Source organism: Streptomyces dysideae, from assembly GCF_001514305.1.
In the GTDB taxonomy this organism is placed as follows: domain Bacteria; phylum Actinomycetota; class Actinomycetes; order Streptomycetales; family Streptomycetaceae; genus Streptomyces; species Streptomyces dysideae.
In genome coordinates, this window is sequence record NZ_KQ949079.1 from 283,068 (window position 1) to 305,579 (window position 22,512).

A 22,512-nucleotide genomic window follows, 5' to 3' on the forward strand; every position below is an offset into this window, starting at 1 on the left:
CATGTCCTGTGGTGGTCACCCAGTCAGAGGGCATGAGGAGCGGGGAGGTTCCGCGAACTAGTACATAGTTCGTAACGTTTGTCACGGAACTGTCTTATACGTGACGGTCCTTACGGATGTCGGTTATGCGGTTACGTGGCTGTGCGGCTATGCACCGAAGGCCTTGTCCTTCCCCTTCACCGGCTTGGCGCCGGCGCGGAGATGGGCGGGCACGAGGTCGATGGCGGGCTCGGTGTAGCCGACGGACACGATCCGGTCGCCCTGGTACGTGAACGTCGTCAGGGAGGCGAGCGTGCACTGCCGCTTGCGCGGGTCGTGCCACAGGCGCCGCTTCTCGACGTAGGACCGCACGATCCAGATCGGCAGCTGATGGCTGACCAGCACGGCCTCGTGCCCCCGGGCCTGGTCCTTGGCGGCGTCCAGCGCCCCCATCATGCGGATGACCTGGTCGACGTACGCCTCACCCCAGGACGGCCTGAAGGGGTTGACGAGGTGCTTCCAGTTGGCGGGCTTCTTCAGCGCGCCGTCTCCGACGCCGAAGGTCTTGCCCTGGAAGACGTTCCCGGCCTCGAGGAGCCGGGCGTCGGTGGCGAGGTCGAGGCCGTGCGCCTTGGCGATCGGGGTGGCCGTCTCCTGGGCCCGCTCCAGCGGGGAGGAGCAGACGTAGGTGATGTCGCGGGGGGCGAGGTTGTCGGCGACCCGGTCGGCCATCTGCCGGCCGAGCTCGGAGAGGTGGTAGCCGGGGAGGCGGCCGTAGAGGATGCCGTCCGGGTTGGCGACCTCGCCGTGCCGCATGAGGTGTACGACGGTGATGTCGCCGTTGGTCTGGTTGCTCACGCGGTCGCCTCCGCTGCCGCTCGGGCCGCTGCCGGGAGGGCGTCGGCGATCCGCTGGACGGCCTGTTCGTCGTGGGCCGTGGACACGAACCAGGACTCGAAGGACGAGGGCGGCAGGTAGACGCCCTGCGCCAGCATCGAGTGGAAGAAGGCGGTGAAGCGGAAGGAGTCCTGCGCCTTGGCCTCCTCGTAGTTCCGGACGCTCCGGTTGGTGAAGAAGACGGAGAACATGTTGGAGGCGTTCTGCACGGTGTGCGCGACGCCTTCCTTGGTGAGGGCCTCGGTGACTAGGGACTGGACGGTCTCCGAGACGGCGTCGACCTTGTCGTAGGCGGCCTCGTCGAGGAGCCGCAGCTGAGCGAGGCCGGCGGCGGTGGCGACGGGGTTACCGGAGAGGGTGCCGGCCTGGTAGACGGGCCCGGCGGGAGCGAGGTGGGCCATGACGTCGACGCGCCCGCCGAAGGCGGCGGCGGGGAACCCGCCACCCATCACCTTGCCGAAGGTCATGAGGTCGGGCTTGACCCCGTCGATGCCGTACCAGCCGGCGCGGCCGGTACGGAAGCCGGTCATGACCTCGTCGGAGATGAAGAGGGCGCCGTTCTTCCGGCAGGCGTCCTTGAGTCCCTGGTTGAACCCGGGCCGGGGCGGTACGACGCCCATGTTCCCCGGGGACGCCTCCGTGATCACACAGGCGATCTCGCCGGGGTGCCGGTGGAAGGCCTCCTGGACGGCCTCGAGGTCGTTGTAGGGCAGGACGATGGTGTCGCCGGCCTGGGCGCCGGTGACGCCGGGGGTGTCGGGCAGCGCGAAGGTGGCGACGCCGGACCCCGCCGCGGCGAGCAGGGAGTCCACGTGCCCGTGATAGCACCCGGCGAACTTGATCACCTTGGGCCGCTGGGTGAACCCGCGGGCGAGCCGGATGGCGGACATCGTGGCCTCGGTCCCGCTGGACACGAGCCGCACCTGGTCGACGGGCTCGATCCTGGCGACGATCTCCTCGGCGAGGGCGACCTCGCCCTCACCGGGCGTACCGAAGGAGGTACCGCGGGAGACGGCGTCCTGGACGGCGGCGATGACCTCCGGGCGCGAGTGCCCGAGGATCATGGGCCCCCAGGAGCAGACCAGGTCGACGTACTCGCGCCCGTCGGCGTCGGTCAGGTAGGGGCCGCTGCCGGACACCATGAACCGGGGCGTGCCGCCGACGGCGCGGAAGGCACGCACCGGCGAGTTCACGCCGCCGGGCGTGACGGCGGACGCGCGGTCGAACAGGGCCTGCGAGACAGGCGCATCGTATGAATAGGGCGTTTCGCTCATGTCCTGCGACTTCTCCGACCTTCTCCGACTGCTCGGACTCCGCTTGCCACTGACCTCCTCAGGGTAGGCCAGGGCGGTTCGGGGGCAGCGGGGCCGCTGGGAAGGCGGGCGCCGGGCCCGCTGCTGAGTCGGGGAAGGGCCGGGGCAGACCCCCACTCCCCCGCGATCTGCGAAACTGGGAGTGATACACACAGCTCACACGGACCACGTGCTCAGGGCTGCCAAGATCTTGCGCACAGAACCTACGGACACAACCTGCGGGCGGAAGCTGCGGACAGTGTTTCAACGCACGTTTCGGCGGGCGGACGTGGGGGAGGTCAACTGACACGATGATCGGGTTGCGCGGCGGGGCCATGCATCCTAGAAAAGCAGTCGGGTGGAGATATGCATCGCGGTGGCGGACTGGGCGAGGGGACTGATGACCTGGGTCCTCGACGTGCCCGGCGAGGCAAGCACCGGCGCGACGCGGAGGAATCGAACGAAGCACGGCAGGAACGCGGTGTGCCGAGTGAGTCGGAGCGGGACGACGGACGTATCGAACGTCGGATCGAGCGGCTCAGGGCGGGGAGCAGGAATGGTGGTCGGGTGGGGGTGACGTACAAGTACTTCGGCGCACCGGACGGCGCGACCGCGGCCCGCGTCCCGATCTCGATGCGCCCCGAGGAACTCGGCGGCGACGAGCTCGGCATGAACGGCATGTTCACCAAGATCAAGCCGGAGACGATGGCCGCGATGGTCCTGACCGGCATCGAGGGCGTGCCGCTGCACAAGGTGCCCCCACTGGAACTGGTCGTCCTGCACCCCGACTACGCGGTGGTCAAGCTGCCGATGACGGTCGTGGATCCACTCCGGGGCATAGGCGAGGAAGCGGTGGGCGCGGCGGCGTTCATCTGGTCGACGGTGCCGGACCGGGGTGGACCGCGGGACGCGTTCAATGTGTACCAACTGCTGCACGAGTGGCAGGACTTCAGCCATCGGTTGCATGAGGCGGGGCATCAGCCTTACTGCCTCGTGTGGCCGTGACCTGGGGGTTCACTGGTATCGGGCGGGGTCTTCGGGCCTCGCCCTTCTCAGTGCCGGAGAGGGGCCGTCAGGCGGCCAGGGCGCATTGAGGGCACATTGGTTTCGCTGGGAGCACTGATGCGCCCTGGGCGGCGGGCGGGTCGCCGTCGTCTTCCGCCTCGGCCTCCGCTTCCGTGAAGGCGTCGTCGATCGCCTTGCGGGTGCGGGTCTCGCTGGATGGCAGTAGGTGCGTGTACGTCCGCAGCGTGAAGCCCGGGTCCGAGTGGCCGAGGTACTCGGAGAGCGCCTTGATGCTCTCCCCCACGTCCAGGAGCACGGAGGCGTAGGCGTGCCGGAGGGCGTGCATGCCGTCTTCCGGGGCCGCCTGGAGGTAGCGCGCGCCACGCTCGCGGGGAGGGATCACGCCGGCGGCGGCCAGGGCGAGCTTCAAGGCGCCCATGTTGAGGACGCTGCGGTTGTAGGCTCCGCTCTTCTTGTCGACGAAGAGGAGGCGGAAGGTCTTCGGCTCACCGTCCGGCTTGGCCCAGGGCAGGGTGACCTCGACTGGCGGGAACTCCTTCATGTGAGCCTTGAGGGCCGAGGCGAGCTGAGCCGACAGGGGCACTGAACGGATCCTGTTGCCCTTGGGCAGGGCGAAGACGGGCTTTGTGCCGACGAGCCGCACCTGGCGGTTGACGTGGATCCAGCCGCTTTTGAAGTCGATGTCCTCGACTGCGAAGCCGAACACCTCGCCCTGGCGGAGGCCGCAGCCGAAGGCGAGCTTGCCGCCGGCCTCGAAGCGCTTCGGGAGACCGGCGATGACCGCGCGCACGCGTTCCAACGACCAGGGGATGATCTTCTTCTTGGTCGCCGTCGGTAGCTTGACCGACTTCGACTTGCAGGGGTTCTTCGGCAGCAGCCCGTCCTCCACGGCCATGCCGAGGATGCTGGAGAGGATGTCGAAGACGCCCTCGATCGTCGATACCTCCAGTTCGGCGTCCTGGAGCGTGCGAATCCAACCCTGAATGATCGAGGGCTGGTTGAGGGACCGCAGCTCACGTCGGCCGAGGTGCTCGACGATGTGGTTGCGGACGGTCGCCTCGTAGCGGAGCGCGGTCGTCGGGCCGACAGAGTTCGCGTCGAGCCACACGAAGGAAACCTCCCCGAGGTCTTCCGGCAGATGCTCATCGACGTACACGCCGACGCCTACGCCGACCAGATGGACGACCCCTTCCACCAGCGCTTCGCCTGGTTCGTCGACCACTGGACCGGCATGGACGGCTTCTCCTGCGTGGTGGCGTACGACGAGGACGAACCGGTCGGCTTCGCCTACGGCGCCCCGCTCGCCCCCGGCCGCGAATGGTGGCGGTCCACAGCGTACGAGCCGAACAACGGCTACTCCTCCACCTACGCCGTGTCCGAGGTGGTGGTGCGCCCAGGCTGGCGCAAGCGTGGCATCTCCGAGCGGCTCCACGAAGCGCTGTTGAAGGAGCGCGCGGAAGACCTTGCCGTGCTTCTGGTGGATGTGACCCACCCCAAGGTGCAGGAGCTCTACGAGTCGTGGGGGTACGCCAAGGTCGGCGAGCAGCAACCGTTCGCTGACTCCCCGGTGTACGCGGTCATGGTCAAGGGCCTTCGGAGCTGAGTCAGGAACTGGAACCCTTGACTCCATTGATTGTGACGGCAAGGCGGGGTGCCGGGACGACGAATTCGACCAGTGTTGTCAGTGGGGCAGGGCAGACTGGACACCGTGACGACACCCGACATCCGTGGGATGGAGCAGCTTGAGCGCGCCGTCCTGGATGACACCGCCTCTCTCGCTACCGCCCTCCGGCAGTGCATCATGCTGGCTGGCTTCGCCCACCACGGGGAACTGCGCGCCTGGGCGCTGAAGGAGCTGGAAGGGTACGCAGCGGCCGATGAGATGCCCTCGTATCGGAAGGTGCCAGCCGCACTCGAAGTCGTAGTGGACCTCTATCTACCGGGCCAGATCATCCGGGGCAACACTCAGCGGATCAGCCCGGGGCAGCTGCCCCAACACGCCCGCGATCGCGGCATCGGAGAGAGCGCACCAATCCGGCAAGGAGTCCGGGAACTCGAAGCCGTCGTCACCCGCGGCGACAGGGTGGTACGCCTGAGCCCGCCCGGCTCGGCTGAATACGTCCTGCTGATGACTCAGGAACAGCACCAGATGGGAAACGAAGGCTCCCACATTACGGCCTCGGGCCTGAGCGACTTCACGCAGCACTTCGCGGGCCGCACGACCGCGCCGATGAGGACGACCGACGGCCGCGTGACCCTGCGCGTGTACGTAGACTCGTCGTCGGTCGAGGCATTCGGCGCGGCCGGACAGGCCGCCGTGACCAGCCTGATCTTCCCCGACCCGGATGCCGACGGCATGGCCTTCTACGCCAAGGGCGGCACCGCACACATCGAGTCGCTCAAGGTGCACAAGCTGGACAGCACCTACCGCCCGGTGGACCGCGTGAAGCCGTTGGCTGTCGCCCCGACCGGCGGTGAATTCCGCACAGACCTCGGCAAGTTGACAGTCACTCCCGCCGGTCACCGGTCCACGGACAGCGGGGCGCGCCGGAACGTCCGACAAGGACTCCAACGCCGTCTCGGCGCGCACGGCGGCGGATCTGGACCTCACCACCCTGGTCCGACTCGGCAGCCCCGCCCCGGACACCGGCGGCGCCCTCTCCCTCCTCTGGCGCGCCTCCTCCGACGGCGCCGACGCCTACTGCCTCAACCTCGACCCCGACCTGCGCGTGATCCGCCTGGTCGCCAAGACCAACGGCCACTTCGACGACGGCGCCGCCCTCGCCCGCGTCCCGGCCCTGGTCCGCCGCGGCACGACCTACCCCGTCCATATCCTCACCGAGGGCGACCGAATCCAGGTGTTCCTCAACGGCAAGCGGATCATCGACGTGACGGACACGACGTACGTCGATGGCCACATCGGCCTGAATGTGTTCGGAGGGAGGGCGGCGTACCAGGACACCTGCGCGAAGGAGCTGTGACCGCCGCGGTCGGGAGGCTGATCAGCTGCGTTGCGCCGGCGCTGGCGTCACGTGGTACGTCGCGGTGGGTTGGCGCCGGGGGCGCTGGACGCCACCTGACCCAGCGACAGCACGCTCAGGCCGAACATCAGGACTCCCAAGGGGACATGGAGCGCCGGTACACGCGCGATGCCGAGGATCACCTGCACCGAGGCGAGTGCGAGGAAACCGGACGCGTGCAGGATGGGACGTGGCGAGCCGCCACCGGGCCGCCAGGCCAGGATCGCGGCGAGCACGTACAGCATCGACGCGCCGTACATCACGCGCGCTCCGACGCTGTGCAGCACCTCACTGTCGGACGAGGACAGCAGTAGTCCGGCGGTGACCGCCTGGAAGAGGAGCGCCAAGGTCTGCAAGGCGATCGCGACGTGCAGGAACGTGAGTCTGCCCGGTGCTGTCGTCGTCTGTTCGGCCATGATGTGGCCCCCTCTTCCTGCCTCGCGGCGACTGGATCGGTAGTGTCCTGACGGTCCGACGAAGCAGGCCCGTGAAATGTCAGGCGAGGCGCCCGCCTCACAGTCCGGTGCGGTGTTCCGCCGAAGGGGCGAGAGCGGAAGCGGACGAGAAGAACCAGGGAGCGGTCGCGGTCATGAGCACCCCATCCGAGTCAGGGCACGACCGGTCCGAGCCGGACCCGAGCACGGTCATCGGCGAGCGGCGCCAGCTGGTCAATCTCGCCTATCGGCTGCTCGGTTCGCTGACCGAGGCCGAGGACGCCGTGCAGGAGACCTACACCCGCTGGTACGCGATGTCGCGTCACCAGCAGGAGGCCATCGCCTCACCAGGCGCCTGGCTGACGACGGTGGCCAGCCGCATCTGCCTGGACCTGCTCGGCTCGGCGCGGGCCCGGCGCGAGCGCTACGTCGGCACCTGGATACCCGAGCCGCTGCCCGACCGTATGGAGTGGATCAGCGGTCGGGCGGGCGGCGGCAGGGCCGAGCCGGCCGACCCCGCCGACTGGGTCACCCTGGACGAGTCGGTGAACATGGCCTTCCTCGTCGTACTGGAGTCGATGACGCCGGCCGAACGCGTGGCGTTCATCCTGCACGACGTCTTCCGCTACCCCTTCGCCGAGATCGCCGAGATCGTCGGCCGGACGCCGGCGGCCTGTCGACAGCTGGCGTCCTCGGGCCGTCGGCGCATCCGGGCCGCGCGGACTCCGGCAGTTCCGGCAGCCGGACAGGCCGTTCTGGTACGGCATTTCAAGGAGGCATGGGAGGCCAGGGACATCGAGACCCTCGTCGGTCTCCTCGACCCCGACGCCACGATGACCGCCGATGGCGGCGGCCTGGTCGGCACCGTCCTGCGTCCGGTCAAGGGCGGCAAGAGCATCGCCCAGTACCTGATCCACATCGCCGGCGTATCTGCTGGACTGATGCTCCTGGAGCGGACGGTCAACGGCCGACCCGGCCTGGTGGCCCAGCAGGCCGGCGTGCCCGTGACCGTGGCCGCGTTCGATGTCACCGGCGGCCGCGTCAACCGTATCTGGGCGGTCCGCAACCCGGAGAAACTCCGTGCGTGGACCGCGAGCGGACAGATCTGACGAAGACACGGGGGGCGGGGAGCTGTCGGCGATGGCGCGCCGGCCGCGGCAGATGTCGTGGACGCCGTCACGGTCGCCGGGTCCCCCGCTACCCCTTGGTCGCTCCTGCCGTCCCCCCGCGGACGAAGTGCCGCTGGAAGGCGAAGAACACCAGTGCCACGGGGATGGTCATGAGCAGGGTCGCCGCGAGCTTGATCGGGTACTGGTTGCGGTCGCCGAGCTGGCCCGAGACGAGTGAGGCGACCCCGGAGGTCAACGTGTTCAGTTCCGGGCTCTGCCGGGACACGATGATCCGATCAGCGATGGAGGGCACCCACCGTGGCGCGAACGGAGTGACTCGGTTGCAGCACGTGGGCACGGAGGGTTACGTTCGCCGCAACAACCTCACACGGACGACGGCCCCCGGCCAGGACGGCAATCCTGATCGAGGGCCTGACCAATCAGGAAGAAACCCCTTCCCAATGGCTGACCCGCAGTCTAACGCGCCCGTGCGCGCAGACGCCGGAGCTCCGACCTCCGGCGTGATCCACATCCGCACCCGCCTCACCGCCGACTTCACCGTGATCGCCAACTCCCTGGCACAGCGGCCCGGAAGCGCGGTCACGATCGGCGTCGCGGTCTACATCCTCTCGCTGCCCGACGGTGCCGTCGTGAGCATCGCCCGCCTGTGCGCCCACTTCAGCGAGGGCGAGATCCTCATCTCCCGCGCGCTACGGGAGTTGGAGGCGCTCGGCTACCTGGAACGGCGGCGGGAACGCGGACCCGGCGGCCGGATCCGTACCCGTACGTACTTCCACGACGTACCGGCCCGGGACCGCGGCCGCGCCTCCGCAGCCACCCGGTCCGTGTCACGGCCGGACCCTCGACCTACGCCTTCCGTCGCGCCCAGCACTCCACCTCCACTTCCACCTGCGCCTGCGGCTCAGAGAGAGGACGAAACCGAAGTCGACGAGCGGGCCGCCGTCATCCTCGGCTCGCTGCGGATCGTCGATTCCCGGCTGATTCTGTCGGGACGGGAGGTGGCCGAGCTGGCTCCGGCCGTCACGCAGTGGCTCGCGGCAGGCGTCAGCCCCGCGCAGATCACCGAAGCACTCACCACCCGGCTACCGGAGCCCATCCGGTCCCGCCCGGCCCGCATCCTGACCTTCCGCCTCAGCGAACCGCCACCGGCCACGCCCGCGCCGGTTGCCGCGGCCGACAGACCGGCCGTCCTGCCCTGGCAGACCTGCGACGGCTGCGAACGCGCCTTCCGCGCGGCGGAACCCGCCCTCTTCCGGGACTGCTCACCCGACGCCAACCCGCAGGCCGCATGATGGATCGCTCACGGTCTTGCCCCATCCTGGGTCCGCGAAAAGCCCTCCACGGTAACGAGCCCGCCCCTGACCCAGGGAGATCCTGCGAGCACCCCCAGCGCGCTCGCCTGCCCGGATGGTCTTTCTTCATCGGGGCAGGTGCATGGTCCTCGCGGTGACGTACCCCGTCCGGCGCTCGGCGCGGAGAACGGCGCGGGCCGCCGCGAGGATCTCCTCGTCCGTCTCCACCCCGGAGCCTGTCAGGACCTGGAGCAGCCGGCTTCGCCACATATCGGGGTCCGTCTCGTACGCGTGCAGTATCCGTACGCCGTAGCCGCCGGCCAGGCTCCTGGCGCCGGCTCCGCGCAATCGTCGGCGGACCGCCAACTTGAGCCCGGTGTAGCGGTCGTGGACGGCTCCGTTCGCGGAGTCCGTGAGTCCGGCCGCCGCCCCGGTGGCCAACGCGACGGCCACCAACTCCACTTCGGTCACGGGACCCCCTTCAGTTGTGCGCGTTGTGCGATGTCGTGTCCGTCACCATGGCCGGGGGTGCTGCAATGCTGATGAAATTCCGATGATGTGTGGAAGCGGAGGCTTCGGGTGGACGACGGATCTCCTGAGCTGCTTCGGATCGAGGTGCTCGGACCGTTACGGGCATGGCTGGGCGGAACACCAGGAACACCAGGAACACCAGGAACACCAGGAACACCACTGGATCTGGGGCCCGGCAAGCGACAGGCCGTGCTGGCCGCGTTGCTGCTCCGCCGAGGGATGGTCGTGAGCCATGAGCAACTGCTCGACTCCGTATGGGGGTTGGAACCACCCGCCGGCGGCCGCAAAGTGCTGCCGACCCATGTCAACTCGCTGCGCAGGGCACTCGACACGGCAGGCACCCAGCCCGCGGCGTCGGTGATCCGCAGCGGCAAGGGCTGGTATCGCTTCGTCGTCGACCGGGTCCGGCTCGATACGGCCGACCTGGCCGAGCGGGGCGATGAGGCGATGCGCTCCATGGCGTCCGGCGACCTGGCCACCGCGACGGACCGGTTCTCCGCCGCGATCGAACTGTTCCGGGGAGAGCCCCTGGCCAACCTGCCGGGCCCGTTCGCGCAGGACGAGCGACGCCGGTTGTGGGAGCGCCGGCGGACCCTGCGGCTGGAGCGGCTCAAGTGCCTCGTTCTGCTGCGCCGGTTCGGCGACGCCCTCGACGACCTCGCCGGCCCGTCGGCGTCTTCGGTGGCTGACCGCTACGACGAGTCGCTGCTGGCCTTGCGCATGCGGGCCCTGTACGGCTGCGAGCGTCAGGCGGAAGCACTCAACGCGTATGAGGACATACGCGTACGCCTGCGTGACGAGCTCGGAGTGGATCCGGGTGACGAGCTCCGCCGGGTGTACGAAGCGGTGTTGCGTCAGGACGACGGCCAGGTCCTCCGTCCGGCGGCTCCTGCCTCCCCGACGCAAGTGCGGCCCCGCGAGAACGCTCCTCCCGCGCCGGCCGAGCTGCCCCACGGTGCCGCAGGATTCGCCGGCCGCACCGACGAACTCGCCAGACTGCACGCGTTGCTTCCGCCCGAGCGGCACCGGGGGCCGTCGAGCACCGTGGTCATCTCCGCCATCGGTGGCGCCGCCGGCATCGGCAAGACCGCTCTGGCGGTGCACTGGGCACACCAGGTGCGTGATCGCTTCCCGGACGGCCAGCTGTATGTGAACCTGCACGGATTCGACCACGATCGGCAGCCGCTCAAGGCCGGCGAAGCCCTTGAGCTACTGCTGCGGAGCCTGGGGCTCGCGGCGTCTGAGATCCCCACGAACGACGAGGCTCAAGGCCGGGTGTACCGGACCCTGCTGGCTGATCGGCGCCTGCTGGTCCTGCTGGACAACGCGGCTTCGGCGGAGCAGGTCCGCCCGCTGCTCCCGGGCAGCCCGTCCTGCTGTGTCGTCGTCACCAGCCGCAACCGGCTCGGCGACCTCGTCGCCCGCGACGGGGCACACGCCCTGCCGCTGGACCTCCTCCTGCCGGCCGAGGCCCGTGCGCTGCTCACCGAGGCGCTCGGCGCCGACAGGCTGTCCGCCGAACCACTCGCCGCGGACGAGCTGATCCGGCTGTGCGGCGGCCTTCCGCTGGCGCTGCGCGTCGCCGCCGCCAGGCTGGCGGGCGATCCGGGGCTGCGCCTGGCCGACCTGGTCGCTGAGGTGTCCGAGGGCAACCGGCTGGAGGCGCTGGAGCCGGACGGCGACGAGAACTCCCCTTTGCGGGCGGCCTTTTCCGTGTCGTACCGGGTGCTGGCGCCCGCAGCGCGTCGGCTGTTCCGGTTGCTCGGCCTGTTTCCCGGGCCGGAGTTCACCGCCGAGGTCGCGGCGGCCCTCTTGGACGCGCCGGTCCAGCAGGCCCGACGCCTGCTCGGTGCGTTGGCTGCTGCCCACCTGATCGAACCGGTGGCGGTGGGCCGATACCGGTTCCACGATCTCCTTCGCGAGTACGCGCAGGAGCGTGCGCAGGCGGAGGAAACGACGGCGGCTTGTGACGCCGCGTTGAAACGCGTCCTGATCTGGTACCTGAGCGCCGCTCGCACCGCCGGGGGGACCTGGCTCTTCCCGGAGCTGCCTCGCGACCTCGCCCCAGGCGATCAGCCAGGCGTTCCGTCCGCTGCCGGAGCCACCCAGTGGCTGGAAGCGGAGCAGGCGAATCTGCTCGCCGTTATCAACCATGCCGGCCGCCATGGTCCCCGCCCCGTCGCCTGGCACCTGACCAACGCGCTGTTCGGTTACTTCTGGCTCCATCTGCCGCGGGCGACGTGGCAGGCCACCGCACAGACGGCGCTGGACGCGGCCACAGCCGAAAGCGACCTGTTCGGCCAGGCAGCCATGCACAGCAGCCTCGGACTGCTCAAGTGGGACCGGGGGCACGCCAGTCAGGCGATGGATCATCACACACGCGTACTGGAAATCAGCCGGGAGCTCGGTTGGGCGACGGGCAAGGCAGCGGCTCTCGGCGGCATGGGCCAGGCGGAATGGAGCATGGCGCGCCTCGACAGCGCGCGCGAGCAAGTCACCACCGGCTTGCGGATCACCCGTGACGCCGGAAATCTTCACCTTGAAGCGTTGGGGTTGGTCGTCCTGGGTGTCACCTGCCGGGATCTCGGTCGGCTGCGCGAGGCTGCCGATCACCTCGAACTGGCCATCAGCCGGAATGAAGAGATCGGCTGGAACGACGACAGCCTGGCTCTGCAGAATCTGGGCTGGGTGTACTGGGAACTCGGCCGTCTGGCTGACGGCCTCGACGTCCTCGGTCCCGAGGTGACCGCTGGCGGGAGGGGCGGATACCGCAACGACCGCGCCATGATGCTCGACGCCGTCGCGAAGATCAATATCGAGCTCGGCCGCCACGACGAGGCGCTGGAACAGGCCGAGCGCGCCTTTGCCATGGTCAAAGGCAGAGGACGGCGCTGGATTCAGGCCAGCATCCTCAACACGGTCGCCGCCGCCCACCGAGAACTGGCACATTTCGACCGATCCGTTCGGGCCGGCAGGCAGGCTCTCGCCCTGGCCCGCGAGGCGAGATACAGACGCACTGAGGCGGACTGCATCCTGGGGCTCTCCCTCACGCACAAGCAACGGGGCCACCACGACGAGGCCCGCAGCCATGCCGAGCAGGCGCTGAGCCTGGCCCGTGAGTACGGCTTCCGGGTGGTGGAGGGGCAGGCGCTGACGGTCCTGTGCGGCTTGGCGGAGGCCGAGTCGGCGTACGCCACAGCCGTCGCCCTCGGCGACCAGGCCCTGTCGATTCACCGTCAGACCGGCCACCGACTCGGCGAGGCCCGCACCCTCACGGCACTCGCCCGCGCCCACCGGAAAACCGACTCCGCTGCCGCCGAGTCCGTACGTCAGCAGGCGTTGGCCATCTTCTCGGACGTGGGCGTGCCGGCGGAGACGTACAGGGACCTGGACTGGTGACGCCTCAGGCCGCCGGATGCGGTTCCCGGTCTGTCAGCCTCCGGGCGAGCAGGCCGAGCAGCACGGCGACGCTGTCCGGGAAGAGGAACGCGACCGGGACGGAGACGGCGAAGACCGCCAGATAGCCCCGGGCGGGCCAGTTGTCCGTGGCGAGCGCGAGGAGCCGGCGCAGCCGCGGGAGGCGGCGCGAGCGGGACAGCGACCGGGGGACACCGTCGCTTACAGGGGGAGCACTTCGCCGTGCGACGGATGCACTACGGCGGCCGCGTAACGAGCCGGCCTGTCATTGTCTGTCTGCCCATCGCCGGAATCGCCGCGAGCGTCCTCGTCGGCCACAGCGGTCTGGACACGGTGGTCGGCTGTGGGATCGCCGCCGACGGCTACCCCTCCCAGACCGCGGAGGAATGGATCAGGTACGCCGACCATGTCGTCGTCGCCTCCCCGGTACAGGAGCGGGAGACCAACCGGCGTGAGTTCACGCAGGGCCAGTTCCGGTACGAGACCGACCGCACGGTGACGTTCCGTACCGACAGCCTCCTGTGGTCCGCCGCGCGGCCCAGACGTTCCCTGGGCAAGGGCTTCGACATGACGGCCCCCGGCTGGCAGGTGTACCGGGAGAGCGGCACCCGCGTCGAGAGTACGACCGCGAGCGCGCCCCGTCTGGAGACCGGCCACACCTATCTGCTCGCCGTCCGCTGGAGCGACGAGCTGAGCCCTGCCGACCGGCTCCCGTCGCTCGTCGCTACGCCTCCCGCTCCCGCGGATCACCCGCACTCCCGATCCACAGGAGCTGGGACAGCAGGCCGGCCCGGAGCAGCAGCGGTTCGACCACCTCGTACCTGATCTGTACGCGCTCCCCGACGGGAGCCTTTCCACACCTGTGGAAGGACGCCGGGCAGCCGTCCGGCCCGTGGTGACGTGAAGCCATCCTCCGTGCCTCCATCCTCCGTTCCTTCGCGCAGAACGGATGAGCGAGGCGCTCTTCCGGCGCCCATAGGGAAGACGGCTGATCTTTCCCGGGGGTTGTGCGGTCCTGCCGATGCAGCAGGTCACAGTGGCGGGAGCGGTCAAGGACGCGCGGTCGGCGTCTCCGTACCGGACGCCCGGCGCCGACCCGCGCCCCGGCCGGCTCGCCGGCGCCGCCGCCGCAGCCAGTCGCCGGCCTCCCCGAGAGCGACGAAGAAGGCGGACGAGGCGGCGCACTGCGCGAGCGAGGCGGGCTGGTCGAGTGCCTTGCCCAGGAGCCAGAGGACGAGGGCGAGCAGCAGCCACCAGACGGTGAGCGAGAACGCGAGGCGCCGAAGGCGCGGCTTGCCGGACACCGGTGGCGTGGATGAGATGGGTGACGTGGGTGACATGGGGGCGCCACTGTATCGACGGCGGTCTCGCGTGCCCACCCCGGTAACTGCGCGCATCGCTTCTGAGTACCGGTACTCATGCCGCTTTTCCCCGGCTCCCGCAGGCTGGTCGCATCAGCCACCCGTGGGGGAGACAACCATGCGTATCACCAACCGAGTTCACCGTCCGTCGTCCGTGCTGGGCCTCGCCCTCGCCGGTGCCGCCGTCGCCGCCGTGCTCACCGGCTGCTCCATCAAGGAGGCCAGCTGCGGGGGCGGCGAGTACCCGGTGATGACCGTGGGCAGCACCGGAAGCGCGTGCGTGAGCAACGGCGAGGAGCCGCCGGAGGGATACGTCCGCTACCCGGAGGGCAAGGTCCCCGAGCAGGTCGGCGACAAGTGGGACACCTACTGGAGCACCCACACCATCGACAAGAACGGCAAGATCATCGAGGTGGCCGAAGGCGAGTGACGGGTGGGAGAGGTGGGGCACCTGGTGTGAACTGCACCTGGTGTGAACTGCCCCACTCGGGCAGCGCGGACGCGACGGCTTCCGTAGCATGGCGTTCGTGACAGCCCGTGCACAGTTCCGCCGTGTGCGCCCGCCCCAGGGGTGGGCGCGGACGTGTGTGCTGGTCGGGCTGCTGATCGGGCTGCTGGGGATGCACGGCCTCGCACCGGGCGGGACGCCCGCCCACTCCGGCGGCGGCCATCACCCGCATGCCGCCGCCATGGCGCACACCCAGTTGACCGCCCTGGACGACGAGTTCGTCTGTGACGGCGACAGCGGCGACGGCGGACACGCCCAGCACGCCGACCCGGCCTGCGCCTCCGCCGCCGTCGGTGGCGGCCCGGCCCTCGCGGCACCGCTGCCCGACCCCGTCGGCGCCGCCGTGCCCGCGGGCACCTCGCACCGCTCCCTCACCACCTCGCCCGAGGACGGCCGCGCGCCGTCCTCACTGGCGGAACTGCAACTCCTGCGGATATAGGACAAGACCGCGCCGACCCGCCCCGGAGCGGGAACGGCCCCTGTCATGTCCCACGCCGCTCAGCACACCAACTGCTGCGGCGGCGCATCCTTCGTACACACCGCAGGAGCACCACCATGACCAGTGCCCGTACCCTCGTGCGCCGTGCCGCGCTCGGCGCCACGGCCGTCGCCGCCGCTCTCGTCCTCACCGCGTGCGGCAGCGACGACGGCGGCTCCGGCACCGCCGCCGCCGACACGTCGGCGTCCGCCAGTGCCGAGGCCACCGCCGACGCGCACAACGAGCAGGACGTGTCCTTCGCGCAGGGCATGATCCCGCACCACCAGCAGGCCGTTCAGATGTCGAAGATGGCCGCGACTCAGGCCTCGTCCGCCGAGGTCAAGGACCTCGCCGCGCGGATCGAGAAGGCCCAGGACCCGGAGATCGAGACGATGTCCGGGTGGCTGAAGGCGTGGGGCGAGGACGTGCCCGCCGACATGCCCGGCATGGACCATGGAAACTCCGGCCACTCCGGCATGCCCGGGATGATGGACACCGAGGACATGGACGAGCTGATGAAGGCGTCCGGCAAGGGCTTCGACACGGTGTTCCTGACCATGATGGTCGAGCATCACGAGGGCGCCGTGGAGATGGCGACCACCGAGAAGGACAAGGGCCAGTACGGGCCCGCCACGAAGCTCGCCGACGACATCATCACCGCGCAGACCACCGAGATCGAGGAGATGAACAAGCTGCTCGGCAAGAGCTGACACGGCAAGGGCCGTCCGGCGAGGTGCGGGGCCTGCCGCCTCGCACTTCGCCGGACGGTCCGGGGCCTGCCGCCAGTAGGTGGCCGTACGGAACGTCACATGTCGGCCGCGTCCACCACGGCGCCGAGGTCGACGAACTTGAACCCGGTCGCCGTGCGGGTGCCGCCCTCGCCGTCCGGGACGCCGGGCGTCTCCTGACCGTCCTGGACGACGAGGAGGCCGCGCGGGTAGCGGGTGCCCAGCGGGGCGTTCAGTACGGCGGCGCCGTCGCACTCCTCCACGCTGTCGAGGGTCGCCGAGGCGGCGGCGACGCGGAAGCCGCCCTCGTACTCGTTGCGCTCGCTCACCTCGCGGTCGTAGAGGGCGAAGGTGTTGTCACCCTGGCTGGAGGCGAGCAAGTAGCCGTCGCCGTCCCGCTCCTGATAGAGCGTCAGTCCCTCGACGTCGGCGGTCAGATGCTTGCCGCCGTAGCCGGGGTCGGCGCCCGGCACGCACTCCTCGGTCTCCTCGTCGTAGGTGCCGGGGACGCCGTACTCCTTCACCTTGTCCACGAGGGCCGGGGTGCCGGTGAGGTCGGCGCGCAGCCGCCAGATGCCGACGTCCTCCTGGCCGGCGTAGAGCGTGCCGGTGGCGGGGTCGACGACCACGCCCTCGACCTGCGGGAGTTCGTCGGGCTCGGCGCAGGGGCTCCAGGACGTGCCGTCGGGCAGCCGGAAGGAGGAGGGGAGGTCGAGGGTGCGGACCTTTCGGTAGCCGACGGTGCCGTTGGCGGCCGGGACGAGTTCGAGGAGCGCGAGGCGGGTACGCTCGCGCTGGCTGACCAGGGCGTACGTCCGTCCGGTGGCCTTGTCGGTCCAGGTGGCGAGGCCGTACGCGGTGCGCTGGTCGTTGATCTCGGCCTGGTCGGCGGAGAAGACCGGGGCGGCGCCGGGGTCGGTGACGTCCTTCAGGGGGCCGCCCGGCCGCGACGGGTCGATGCGGTAGATCCGCAGCCGGTCGTTGCCCCGGTCGCTGACGACCGCGACGTCGGCGCGGCCGGCGGAGGTGCGCAGACCGGAGACGAGGTCGACGTTGTTGTAGCGGCCAGGGGCGTCGTCCGCGCCCGGCGGCTCCGGAGCGGACAGCGATTGCACAAGCCGCGCGTCGAGGTCGTAGACCCGCAGGCCGCCCTCCTTCGCGGTGGCCACGACGAGGCTGCGGCCGGGATCGGCGGCGTTCCGCCAGATCGCCGGGTCGTCGGCGTCGGAGTTGCCGCCGGCCTCGTCGTCGTAGAGCGCGGCGGTCTCACTGTTCGCGGTCACCGCGGGCAGACCGTGCGGCCCGGCCGCCCCCGCGGGGATCGTGGCAAGGAGGGTGGTGAGTGCGGTGCCGCCGGCGAGGGCCGCGGCTCTGCGGGCGGTGCGGCTCGTCGTTCTCACAGGCGCGCTTCCTTACTCCAGGATGTCAAGGACATGCCGATGGTGCGAGGGAAAGTTTGCGCGCAGTGGGCCGTGAGCTGTCCAGCAGCACAATCTCGTCAGGCCGCCTCCCACCCCTCGGCCCGACCGGCGTTGGCGGCGGACCGCAGACCGGTGTGCATCGGCACGGGCAGGACGCCTTCCCGCCACTGAACCCAGTAGACCCGCCCGAAGAACGACCACCACGTCCGCCGCACAGCGATGACGGTGCCAACGTTGTCGCCCTCGCGGTAGTGCAGCACCTTGTCGCCGACCTGAAAGCCGGACCTGCTCATACGCCCCCCCGGGACTGGTTCCCCATGTGGCCGAATCCGGCCTGCCCGAGCCGGGCGAGAGAACTGTGCCAGTGATCACTCGCGCAGGTCTATTAAGTTTCAACCATCCCGAGGTGAAGATCATCACAGCGGTGGGGTGTAACAACAAGGGCCGGATGTACGCATGCCGGACAGACGCCACCCCCGGCCTTGCCCCCGCCACCCATGCGCGTCGCAACTCCCCAAAACCCAGGGGAAGTTGGCCCGCGACTCCGCCCTCGCGGAATTTTGAGGCTTTCCTGAGCTTTCCTCAAACTCTCGTCTCAAGCGCTGGCGAACGTATAGAAAAGACGCGCACACGACACCCGGGGAAGCGTCACAGAGGCGCGGCGTACCGTTCTTCCCTTCATGACCACTGCAGCCGTGTTGCTGACAGCAACCGGCGCAGGCGCCGTCACGCCGGACGATGAACCGGCACCGGCCGATGACGCAAAGATTGTCCTGAATGACGGAACCGTCGTGGACGCAAACGGCGAAATCGAGTTCACTTTCACCGGCGAAAAGCCCGCCGCGAAGACACCCCGAGCCAACAGGGCTTGTCCTGAGGTGAATGACCCTCCGAAGTACAAGGTGAAGGGTGCGCCGTACTTCCTGCCGGACAAGAGTAAGCCTCAGTCGACGTGGCTCCTGCCTCGCCAATCGGTTTCGTGGACGATAACGGGGTCCCACACCTTCACCTCGACGTCACCGGCGGATATGAGGCGGAAGCCAAAATTATCGTCGCAAAGGGGGTCTTCGAACTTGAGCGGTGCGCCCCTGTTGGTCGGCGTCCGCCCCCAGGGCCCTCGTAAGCCGGGGATGTGACACTCCCGCGGAAACTGTCACATCCTCGCGGCTTACCAGTCGGCGCCCGGCGTCCGCGCACCGCTCAACTTCGAAGACCCCCATTCCTGTGCCAGGGTTTCCGCTCCGGCGCTGCACCCGGTGACCTTGGGGTCGAGCCCCTCACAGGCCTGGCCCGAACAGGTCGGCGCGGCCGCGGTTCCGAGCGTCGCGTCGGCCGAGGGCTGAGTGGATTCCACGCCCGCACACGCCTACCGCCCGCGCCCTGTGCCTCGCTCGACCCGCCATCTGCTCATTCACCCGACACGCTACGTTCAGGGCAGGTTGAGGCCGATGCCGAGGCCCAGGTCGAACCACACCGACTTGCCCTCCGGGCGGGCCAGGCCGTCGTACGGTACGGCCGGGCCGTGCCCCCCGTTTGCCGGCGGTGAGGGCGTCCACCAGGTGCAGGCCCCGTCCGCCCTGCGCCCACTGCTGAGGCGTCATCCCCCTTATGACCGGCGGGTTTTCGTCCCCGTCGTACACGACGACCCGTACGCGTCCGTCCTCCACCGCCAGCCACAGCGCCGCGCCGTCGCCCTTCGCGTGTACGCAGGCGTTGGTGACGAGTTCGGAGGTCGAGTCCGGGAAGCCGTACAACGCGATCATCCACGAGGCCGCGCTACGTATGCGCGTCGGCGGCCCCAAAGTCACCCGCGCCCAGCTCGCGCATCTCCTCGAGGTGTCCGAGAGGCCGAACGTCACGATTCGCGTGATCCCGTTCTCAGCCGACGGATTCGCGGGGTCGGGCCTCCCCATGCAGTACCTCGGCGGAACCGTCCCGCAACTCGACACCGTGCAGATCGACACCCAGCACGGGGCCGAGTTCATCGATGCCACCGCCCAGTTGAATCGCTACCGAGCGCTACTCGAACGCGTGGACAGCACTGCCCTCCCGCAGGATGCTTCACTTGACCTCGTCCGTCGTATCGCCCAGGAACTCTGAGAGGCCACGCGTGTCCACAACCCTCCACTGGCAGAAGTCGTCGTTCTCAGCAGGCGACGAGGACACGAACTGCCTGGAAATAGCCGCCTCCACCCCCACCACCCTCCACCTCCGCGAAAGCGATCACCCCACCACGACCCTCACCCCCACCCTCACCGCCCTCCACGCCCTGCTCACCACCCTCGGGCGCGCACACTGACCACCGGCACCAACCGCTCATACCGCCACGCCGACAACCCCAGCGCAGCTGGGAGTTGCAGGTTGTACATCGCCACGATCAGCATCAAGAACCCCCAGTCGACCGGCTGCTCGTCCCCGGCCACCGCCGCCCGCGTGATCTCCACGACGAGCAGGACGAACGTGTACAGGCTGGTGTCGATCACGGCCGTGCGCCACCGCGACAGGGCCGGCAGCCGCATCCGTACCCCGGTCAGTACGGCGATCGCGGCCGCCGGGAAGACCAGCTGGTCCGGGGAGCGGAAGGCCTCCTTGGCCCAGGCGTCGAAGTCCAGGGCGAAGTAGAGGATGCTGACCACCTGCCCTACCGCCAGTGAGGCGAGCGTGACGATCGCCGCGTACGACAGGGCACTGCGCCATGGAGTGATCACGTGTGGTCCTTCCCCCGTGTTGTGTGATCAAGTGTCCACGGACGCGGTGCTCAGCCCGCCAAGGGGGTCACCCCGCTCAACACCGCCCACCGTGAATCCCATCACCGAGCCCCCGCCCTCCCTCCGAGACGCGAACGGCGCTCCCCCGTGCGCCAGTGCCACCTCCCGCACGATCGACAACCCCAGCCCCGACCCTGGCAACGACCGCGCGTCCGCCGCCCGGTAGAACCGGTCGAAGACCCGGACCAGATCGTCGTCCGCGACACCCGGCCCCCGGTCCAGCACCTCCACCCGTACCGTCCCCGGCCGCGCGGGCCCACTGACCCGGATCTCGATCGGTGCCGTGCCGTCGCGGTCGAACTTGGCCGCGTTCTCGACGAGGTTCGACACCGCCCGCTGGAGCATCCCGGGCCGCCCGTCGGTCGTCGTGTCGCCGCTCGCCCGCACCACGACCTGCCGCCCGGTACGCCGCCCGGCGAGCCCCGCGACGTCCTCGGCGAGGTCGGCGAGGTCCACCCGCCGCGGCGCCTCGGTGTCGGACTGGCCGGCCGCGAGGTCGACCAACTCGTTGACGAGGTCGGTCAGTTCGCGGGCCTCCTGGGTCAGGTCGGCGACCAGCTCGTCGCGGGTGCCGGACGGCAGCTCGTCGATGCGGCGCAGCAGGGAGATGTTCGTACGCAGGGAGGTGAGCGGCGTACGCAGCTCGTGCCCCGCGTCCTGGACCAGACGCCGCTGGTCCTCCTCCGACTGGGCCAGCCGCCCCAGCATCCGGTCGAAGGCGCGGCCCAGGCGGCCCACCTCGTCGTACCCGGCGACCGGCACCTGGATGCCGAGCCGACGGGTGCGGGCGACGTCCTCGGCGGCGGAGGTGAGGACGACCAGCCGGCGGGTGATACGCCGGGCCAGCCACCAGCCGAACAGCCCGGCGAGGACCACGACCGCGGCCATCAGGATCAGCGTGCGCTGTTGCAGCGCACGCAGCAGATCCTCCGTGTCGCTGAACTCCTGCGCCACCTGCACCGCGCCCCGCCCGCCGCCGAGGGCGACCGTCGCGACGCGGTAGACGTCGTCGCCGACGTCCACGTCCTTGTGCTCGACCATCCGCCCGGCCGTACCGTCGGCCGCGATCCGCCGGTCGGCGGCCATGACCGGCAGCCCGGGACTCCCCGGGTCGACGATGCGGGCGTCCGGCCCGAGCACCTGCACATCGGTACGGGCGGGGCGTACCAGATCGTGCCCCGGCGCCTGGGACGAGAAGTCCTCCGGCGCCATCGCCTGGTCCCGCACCTCGGCCCGCAGATCCTGTACGGCCTCGTCGAACACCGTCTCCTGGTCCACCCGCACCAGCCGCGCCGCCGCCCCGTACGACAGCACACCCACCAGCAGCGTCACCGCGGCCGTCACCGCGGCGAAGGACACCGCGAAGGTGGTCCGCAGGGAGACCAGCCGGGGCCGCCGCAGCCGGCCCACTCAGTCCTCCCGCAGCACGTAACCCACGCCCCGCACCGTCTGGATCAGCTGCGGCGCGCCCGGCTCGTCGATCTTGCGGCGCAGATAGCCGACGTACACGGCGAGATTCTTGGAGCCCGGGCCGAAGTCGTAGCCCCAGATACGGTCGTAGATCGTGGAGTGGTCGAGCACGATCCCCGCGTTGCGCACCAGCAGCTCCAGCAGCTCGAACTCGGTCCGCGTCAGCTCCAGCTCCCGCCGCCCGCGCCAGGCCCGCCGCGCCTGTGGATCCATCCGCAGCCCGGCAGCTTCCAGGAAGCGGTCGGGCTCCGGCTTGGCCACGTTCTTGACGGGGACCGCGGTGCCGTTCTCCTCACTGGTCCGGCGGAGCAGCGCCCGCAACCGGGCGAAGACCTCCTCCACGTCGAACGGCTTCACCACATAGTCGTCGGCGCCCGCGTCCAGGCCCGCGATCCGGTCCTGGGTCTCCACGAGCGCCGTCAACATCAGGATCGGCGTCCGGTCCCCCTCCGCCCGCAGCACCCGGCAGACCTGCAGCCCGTCGATGCCCGGCATCATCACGTCCAGCACCAGCACGTCCGGCGGAGTCCGGTGCGCCTGCGCGAGCGCCTCGACACCGTCGGCGACCGCGGTGACCCGGTAGCCCTCCAGGGTCAGGGCGCGCTCCAGGGCGTGACGGATGGCGCGGTCGTCTTCGGCGAGCAGCACGGTTCGGGGCACGGATCCATACTGCCAAGCCGCCGGTGTCGTACGCCGTGATGAGCAGCTCACCGGGTGCCCTTCTTACTGGCCTCTCACCCGGCGGGCGGCAACCGGGGAG

23 protein-coding genes and 2 pseudogenes are annotated in these 22,512 nt (G+C 69.8%); 13 read left to right on the plus strand and 12 right to left on the minus strand.

All coding sequences use genetic code 11. From position 1 onward, the window contains the following. Positions 1 to 147 precede the first annotated feature (147 nt). Both AQJ91_RS11745 and hemL read right to left on the minus strand, forming a co-directional pair. On the minus strand, positions 148 to 795 hold the full coding sequence (locus tag AQJ91_RS11745) for a histidine phosphatase family protein (protein WP_107122412.1): 648 nt from the start codon (positions 793 to 795) through the stop codon (positions 148 to 150). Between the two features lie 38 nt (positions 796 to 833). Beyond that, on the minus strand, positions 834 to 2,150 hold the full coding sequence (hemL, locus tag AQJ91_RS11750) for a glutamate-1-semialdehyde 2,1-aminomutase (protein ID WP_067019339.1): 1,317 nt from the start codon (positions 2,148 to 2,150) through the stop codon (positions 834 to 836). 585 nt (positions 2,151 to 2,735) lie between these two features. On the opposite strand from hemL, the gene AQJ91_RS11755 reads away from it, so the two are divergent. After that, on the plus strand, positions 2,736 to 3,173 hold the full coding sequence (locus AQJ91_RS11755; protein WP_003974483.1) for a hypothetical protein: 438 nt from the start codon (positions 2,736 to 2,738) through the stop codon (positions 3,171 to 3,173). A 67-nt stretch (positions 3,174 to 3,240) separates the two neighbouring features. Here the strand turns inward: AQJ91_RS11755 and AQJ91_RS11760 are convergent. Then, positions 3,241 to 4,302, minus strand: a pseudogene (locus AQJ91_RS11760) (tyrosine-type recombinase/integrase); the annotation flags it as partial. Between the two features lie 30 nt (positions 4,303 to 4,332). Here AQJ91_RS11760 and AQJ91_RS11765 point away from each other — a divergent pair. From AQJ91_RS11765 to AQJ91_RS55425, 3 genes and pseudogenes are all read left to right on the plus strand, one after another. Then, positions 4,333 to 4,797, plus strand: coding sequence for a GNAT family N-acetyltransferase (locus AQJ91_RS11765; protein ID WP_067019494.1), 465 nt, complete (start codon positions 4,333 to 4,335; stop codon positions 4,795 to 4,797). A gap of 129 nt (positions 4,798 to 4,926) precedes the next feature. Continuing rightward, positions 4,927 to 5,544, plus strand: a pseudogene (locus tag AQJ91_RS58185) (AbiTii domain-containing protein); the annotation flags it as partial. 379 nt (positions 5,545 to 5,923) lie between these two features. Continuing rightward, on the plus strand, positions 5,924 to 6,175 hold the full coding sequence (locus AQJ91_RS55425; protein WP_067019344.1) for a LamG domain-containing protein: 252 nt from the start codon (positions 5,924 to 5,926) through the stop codon (positions 6,173 to 6,175). 47 nt (positions 6,176 to 6,222) lie between these two features. Here the strand turns inward: AQJ91_RS55425 and AQJ91_RS11780 are convergent, their stop codons facing one another. Continuing rightward, positions 6,223 to 6,630 (minus strand): hypothetical protein, encoded by a 408-nt coding sequence (locus AQJ91_RS11780; protein ID WP_067019346.1) that lies wholly within the window; start codon positions 6,628 to 6,630, stop codon positions 6,223 to 6,225. A gap of 173 nt (positions 6,631 to 6,803) precedes the next feature. Here AQJ91_RS11780 and sigJ point away from each other — a divergent pair, with 173 nt between their 5' ends. After that, on the plus strand, positions 6,804 to 7,757 hold the full coding sequence (gene sigJ / locus AQJ91_RS11785; protein WP_067019347.1) for an RNA polymerase sigma factor SigJ: 954 nt from the start codon (positions 6,804 to 6,806) through the stop codon (positions 7,755 to 7,757). Positions 7,758 to 7,845: 88 nt separating this feature from the next. On the opposite strand, the gene AQJ91_RS11790 is transcribed toward sigJ, so the two are convergent. After that, positions 7,846 to 8,070: an ABC transporter permease family protein gene (locus AQJ91_RS11790; protein ID WP_067019349.1), complete on the minus strand. Its 225-nt coding sequence runs from the start codon at positions 8,068 to 8,070 to the stop codon at positions 7,846 to 7,848. A gap of 148 nt (positions 8,071 to 8,218) precedes the next feature. Between AQJ91_RS11790 and AQJ91_RS11795 the strand changes: the two genes are divergently transcribed. Further along, positions 8,219 to 9,070: a hypothetical protein gene (locus AQJ91_RS11795; RefSeq protein ID WP_067019352.1), complete on the plus strand. Its 852-nt coding sequence runs from the start codon at positions 8,219 to 8,221 to the stop codon at positions 9,068 to 9,070. 126 nt (positions 9,071 to 9,196) lie between these two features. Here AQJ91_RS11795 and AQJ91_RS11800 read toward each other — a convergent pair whose 3' ends face one another. Then, positions 9,197 to 9,541 (minus strand): hypothetical protein, encoded by a 345-nt coding sequence (locus tag AQJ91_RS11800; protein WP_067019354.1) that lies wholly within the window; start codon positions 9,539 to 9,541, stop codon positions 9,197 to 9,199. A gap of 249 nt (positions 9,542 to 9,790) precedes the next feature. On the opposite strand from AQJ91_RS11800, the gene AQJ91_RS11805 reads away from it, so the two are divergent. Continuing rightward, positions 9,791 to 13,000: an AfsR/SARP family transcriptional regulator gene (locus AQJ91_RS11805; RefSeq protein WP_267891179.1), complete on the plus strand. Its 3,210-nt coding sequence runs from the start codon at positions 9,791 to 9,793 to the stop codon at positions 12,998 to 13,000. A 249-nt stretch (positions 13,001 to 13,249) separates the two neighbouring features. Then, a complete protein-coding gene (locus AQJ91_RS11810; protein ID WP_067019356.1) occupies positions 13,250 to 13,843 on the plus strand; it encodes a hypothetical protein in 594 nt (197 codons plus the stop codon). Between the two features lie 224 nt (positions 13,844 to 14,067). On the opposite strand, the gene AQJ91_RS11815 is transcribed toward AQJ91_RS11810, so the two are convergent. Beyond that, complete coding sequence (locus AQJ91_RS11815; protein ID WP_067019359.1) at positions 14,068 to 14,322, minus strand: hypothetical protein; 255 nt, start codon at positions 14,320 to 14,322, stop codon at positions 14,068 to 14,070. A 175-nt stretch (positions 14,323 to 14,497) separates the two neighbouring features. Between AQJ91_RS11815 and AQJ91_RS11820 the strand changes: the two genes are divergently transcribed. The 3 genes from AQJ91_RS11820 (at position 14,498) to AQJ91_RS11830 (ending at position 16,075) form a co-directional block, all read left to right on the plus strand. Then, complete coding sequence (locus tag AQJ91_RS11820; protein ID WP_067019360.1) at positions 14,498 to 14,809, plus strand: SCO0607 family lipoprotein; 312 nt, start codon at positions 14,498 to 14,500, stop codon at positions 14,807 to 14,809. Between the two features lie 88 nt (positions 14,810 to 14,897). Next, positions 14,898 to 15,326 carry a DUF6153 family protein gene (locus tag AQJ91_RS11825; protein WP_324617990.1) on the plus strand — a complete coding sequence of 143 codons (429 nt, stop codon included), beginning with the start codon at positions 14,898 to 14,900 and terminating at the stop codon, positions 15,324 to 15,326. 116 nt (positions 15,327 to 15,442) lie between these two features. Further along, complete coding sequence (locus AQJ91_RS11830) at positions 15,443 to 16,075, plus strand: DUF305 domain-containing protein (RefSeq protein ID WP_067019362.1); 633 nt, start codon at positions 15,443 to 15,445, stop codon at positions 16,073 to 16,075. Positions 16,076 to 16,170: 95 nt separating this feature from the next. Here the strand turns inward: AQJ91_RS11830 and AQJ91_RS11835 are convergent, their stop codons facing one another. Both AQJ91_RS11835 and AQJ91_RS11840 read right to left on the minus strand, forming a co-directional pair. Beyond that, positions 16,171 to 17,493: a phytase gene (locus tag AQJ91_RS11835; protein WP_067019364.1), complete on the minus strand. Its 1,323-nt coding sequence runs from the start codon at positions 17,491 to 17,493 to the stop codon at positions 16,171 to 16,173. A gap of 98 nt (positions 17,494 to 17,591) precedes the next feature. Continuing rightward, a complete protein-coding gene (locus tag AQJ91_RS11840) occupies positions 17,592 to 17,807 on the minus strand; it encodes a hypothetical protein (RefSeq protein WP_067019367.1) in 216 nt (71 codons plus the stop codon). A gap of 1,423 nt (positions 17,808 to 19,230) precedes the next feature. Here AQJ91_RS11840 and AQJ91_RS11845 point away from each other — a divergent pair. Both AQJ91_RS11845 and AQJ91_RS11850 read left to right on the plus strand, forming a co-directional pair. Beyond that, positions 19,231 to 19,614 (plus strand): DUF5753 domain-containing protein, encoded by a 384-nt coding sequence (locus AQJ91_RS11845; protein ID WP_199847905.1) that lies wholly within the window; start codon positions 19,231 to 19,233, stop codon positions 19,612 to 19,614. 10 nt (positions 19,615 to 19,624) lie between these two features. Beyond that, positions 19,625 to 19,813, plus strand: a complete 189-nt coding sequence (locus tag AQJ91_RS11850; protein WP_067019369.1) for a DUF397 domain-containing protein — start codon at positions 19,625 to 19,627, stop codon at positions 19,811 to 19,813. Here AQJ91_RS11850 and AQJ91_RS11855 read toward each other — a convergent pair. The 3 genes from AQJ91_RS11855 to AQJ91_RS11865 are packed head-to-tail and all read right to left on the minus strand — an operon-like array spanning position 19,788 to position 22,412. After that, on the minus strand, positions 19,788 to 20,222 hold the full coding sequence (locus AQJ91_RS11855; protein ID WP_067019371.1) for a hypothetical protein: 435 nt from the start codon (positions 20,220 to 20,222) through the stop codon (positions 19,788 to 19,790). The genes AQJ91_RS11850 and AQJ91_RS11855 overlap by 26 nt on opposite strands. Positions 20,223 to 20,249: 27 nt before the next feature. Next, a complete protein-coding gene (locus tag AQJ91_RS11860; protein ID WP_067019374.1) occupies positions 20,250 to 21,692 on the minus strand; it encodes a sensor histidine kinase in 1,443 nt (480 codons plus the stop codon). Further along, positions 21,693 to 22,412: a response regulator transcription factor gene (locus tag AQJ91_RS11865; RefSeq protein WP_199847906.1), complete on the minus strand. Its 720-nt coding sequence runs from the start codon at positions 22,410 to 22,412 to the stop codon at positions 21,693 to 21,695. It lies immediately after the preceding gene. Between the last annotated feature and the right edge of the window lie 100 nt (positions 22,413 to 22,512).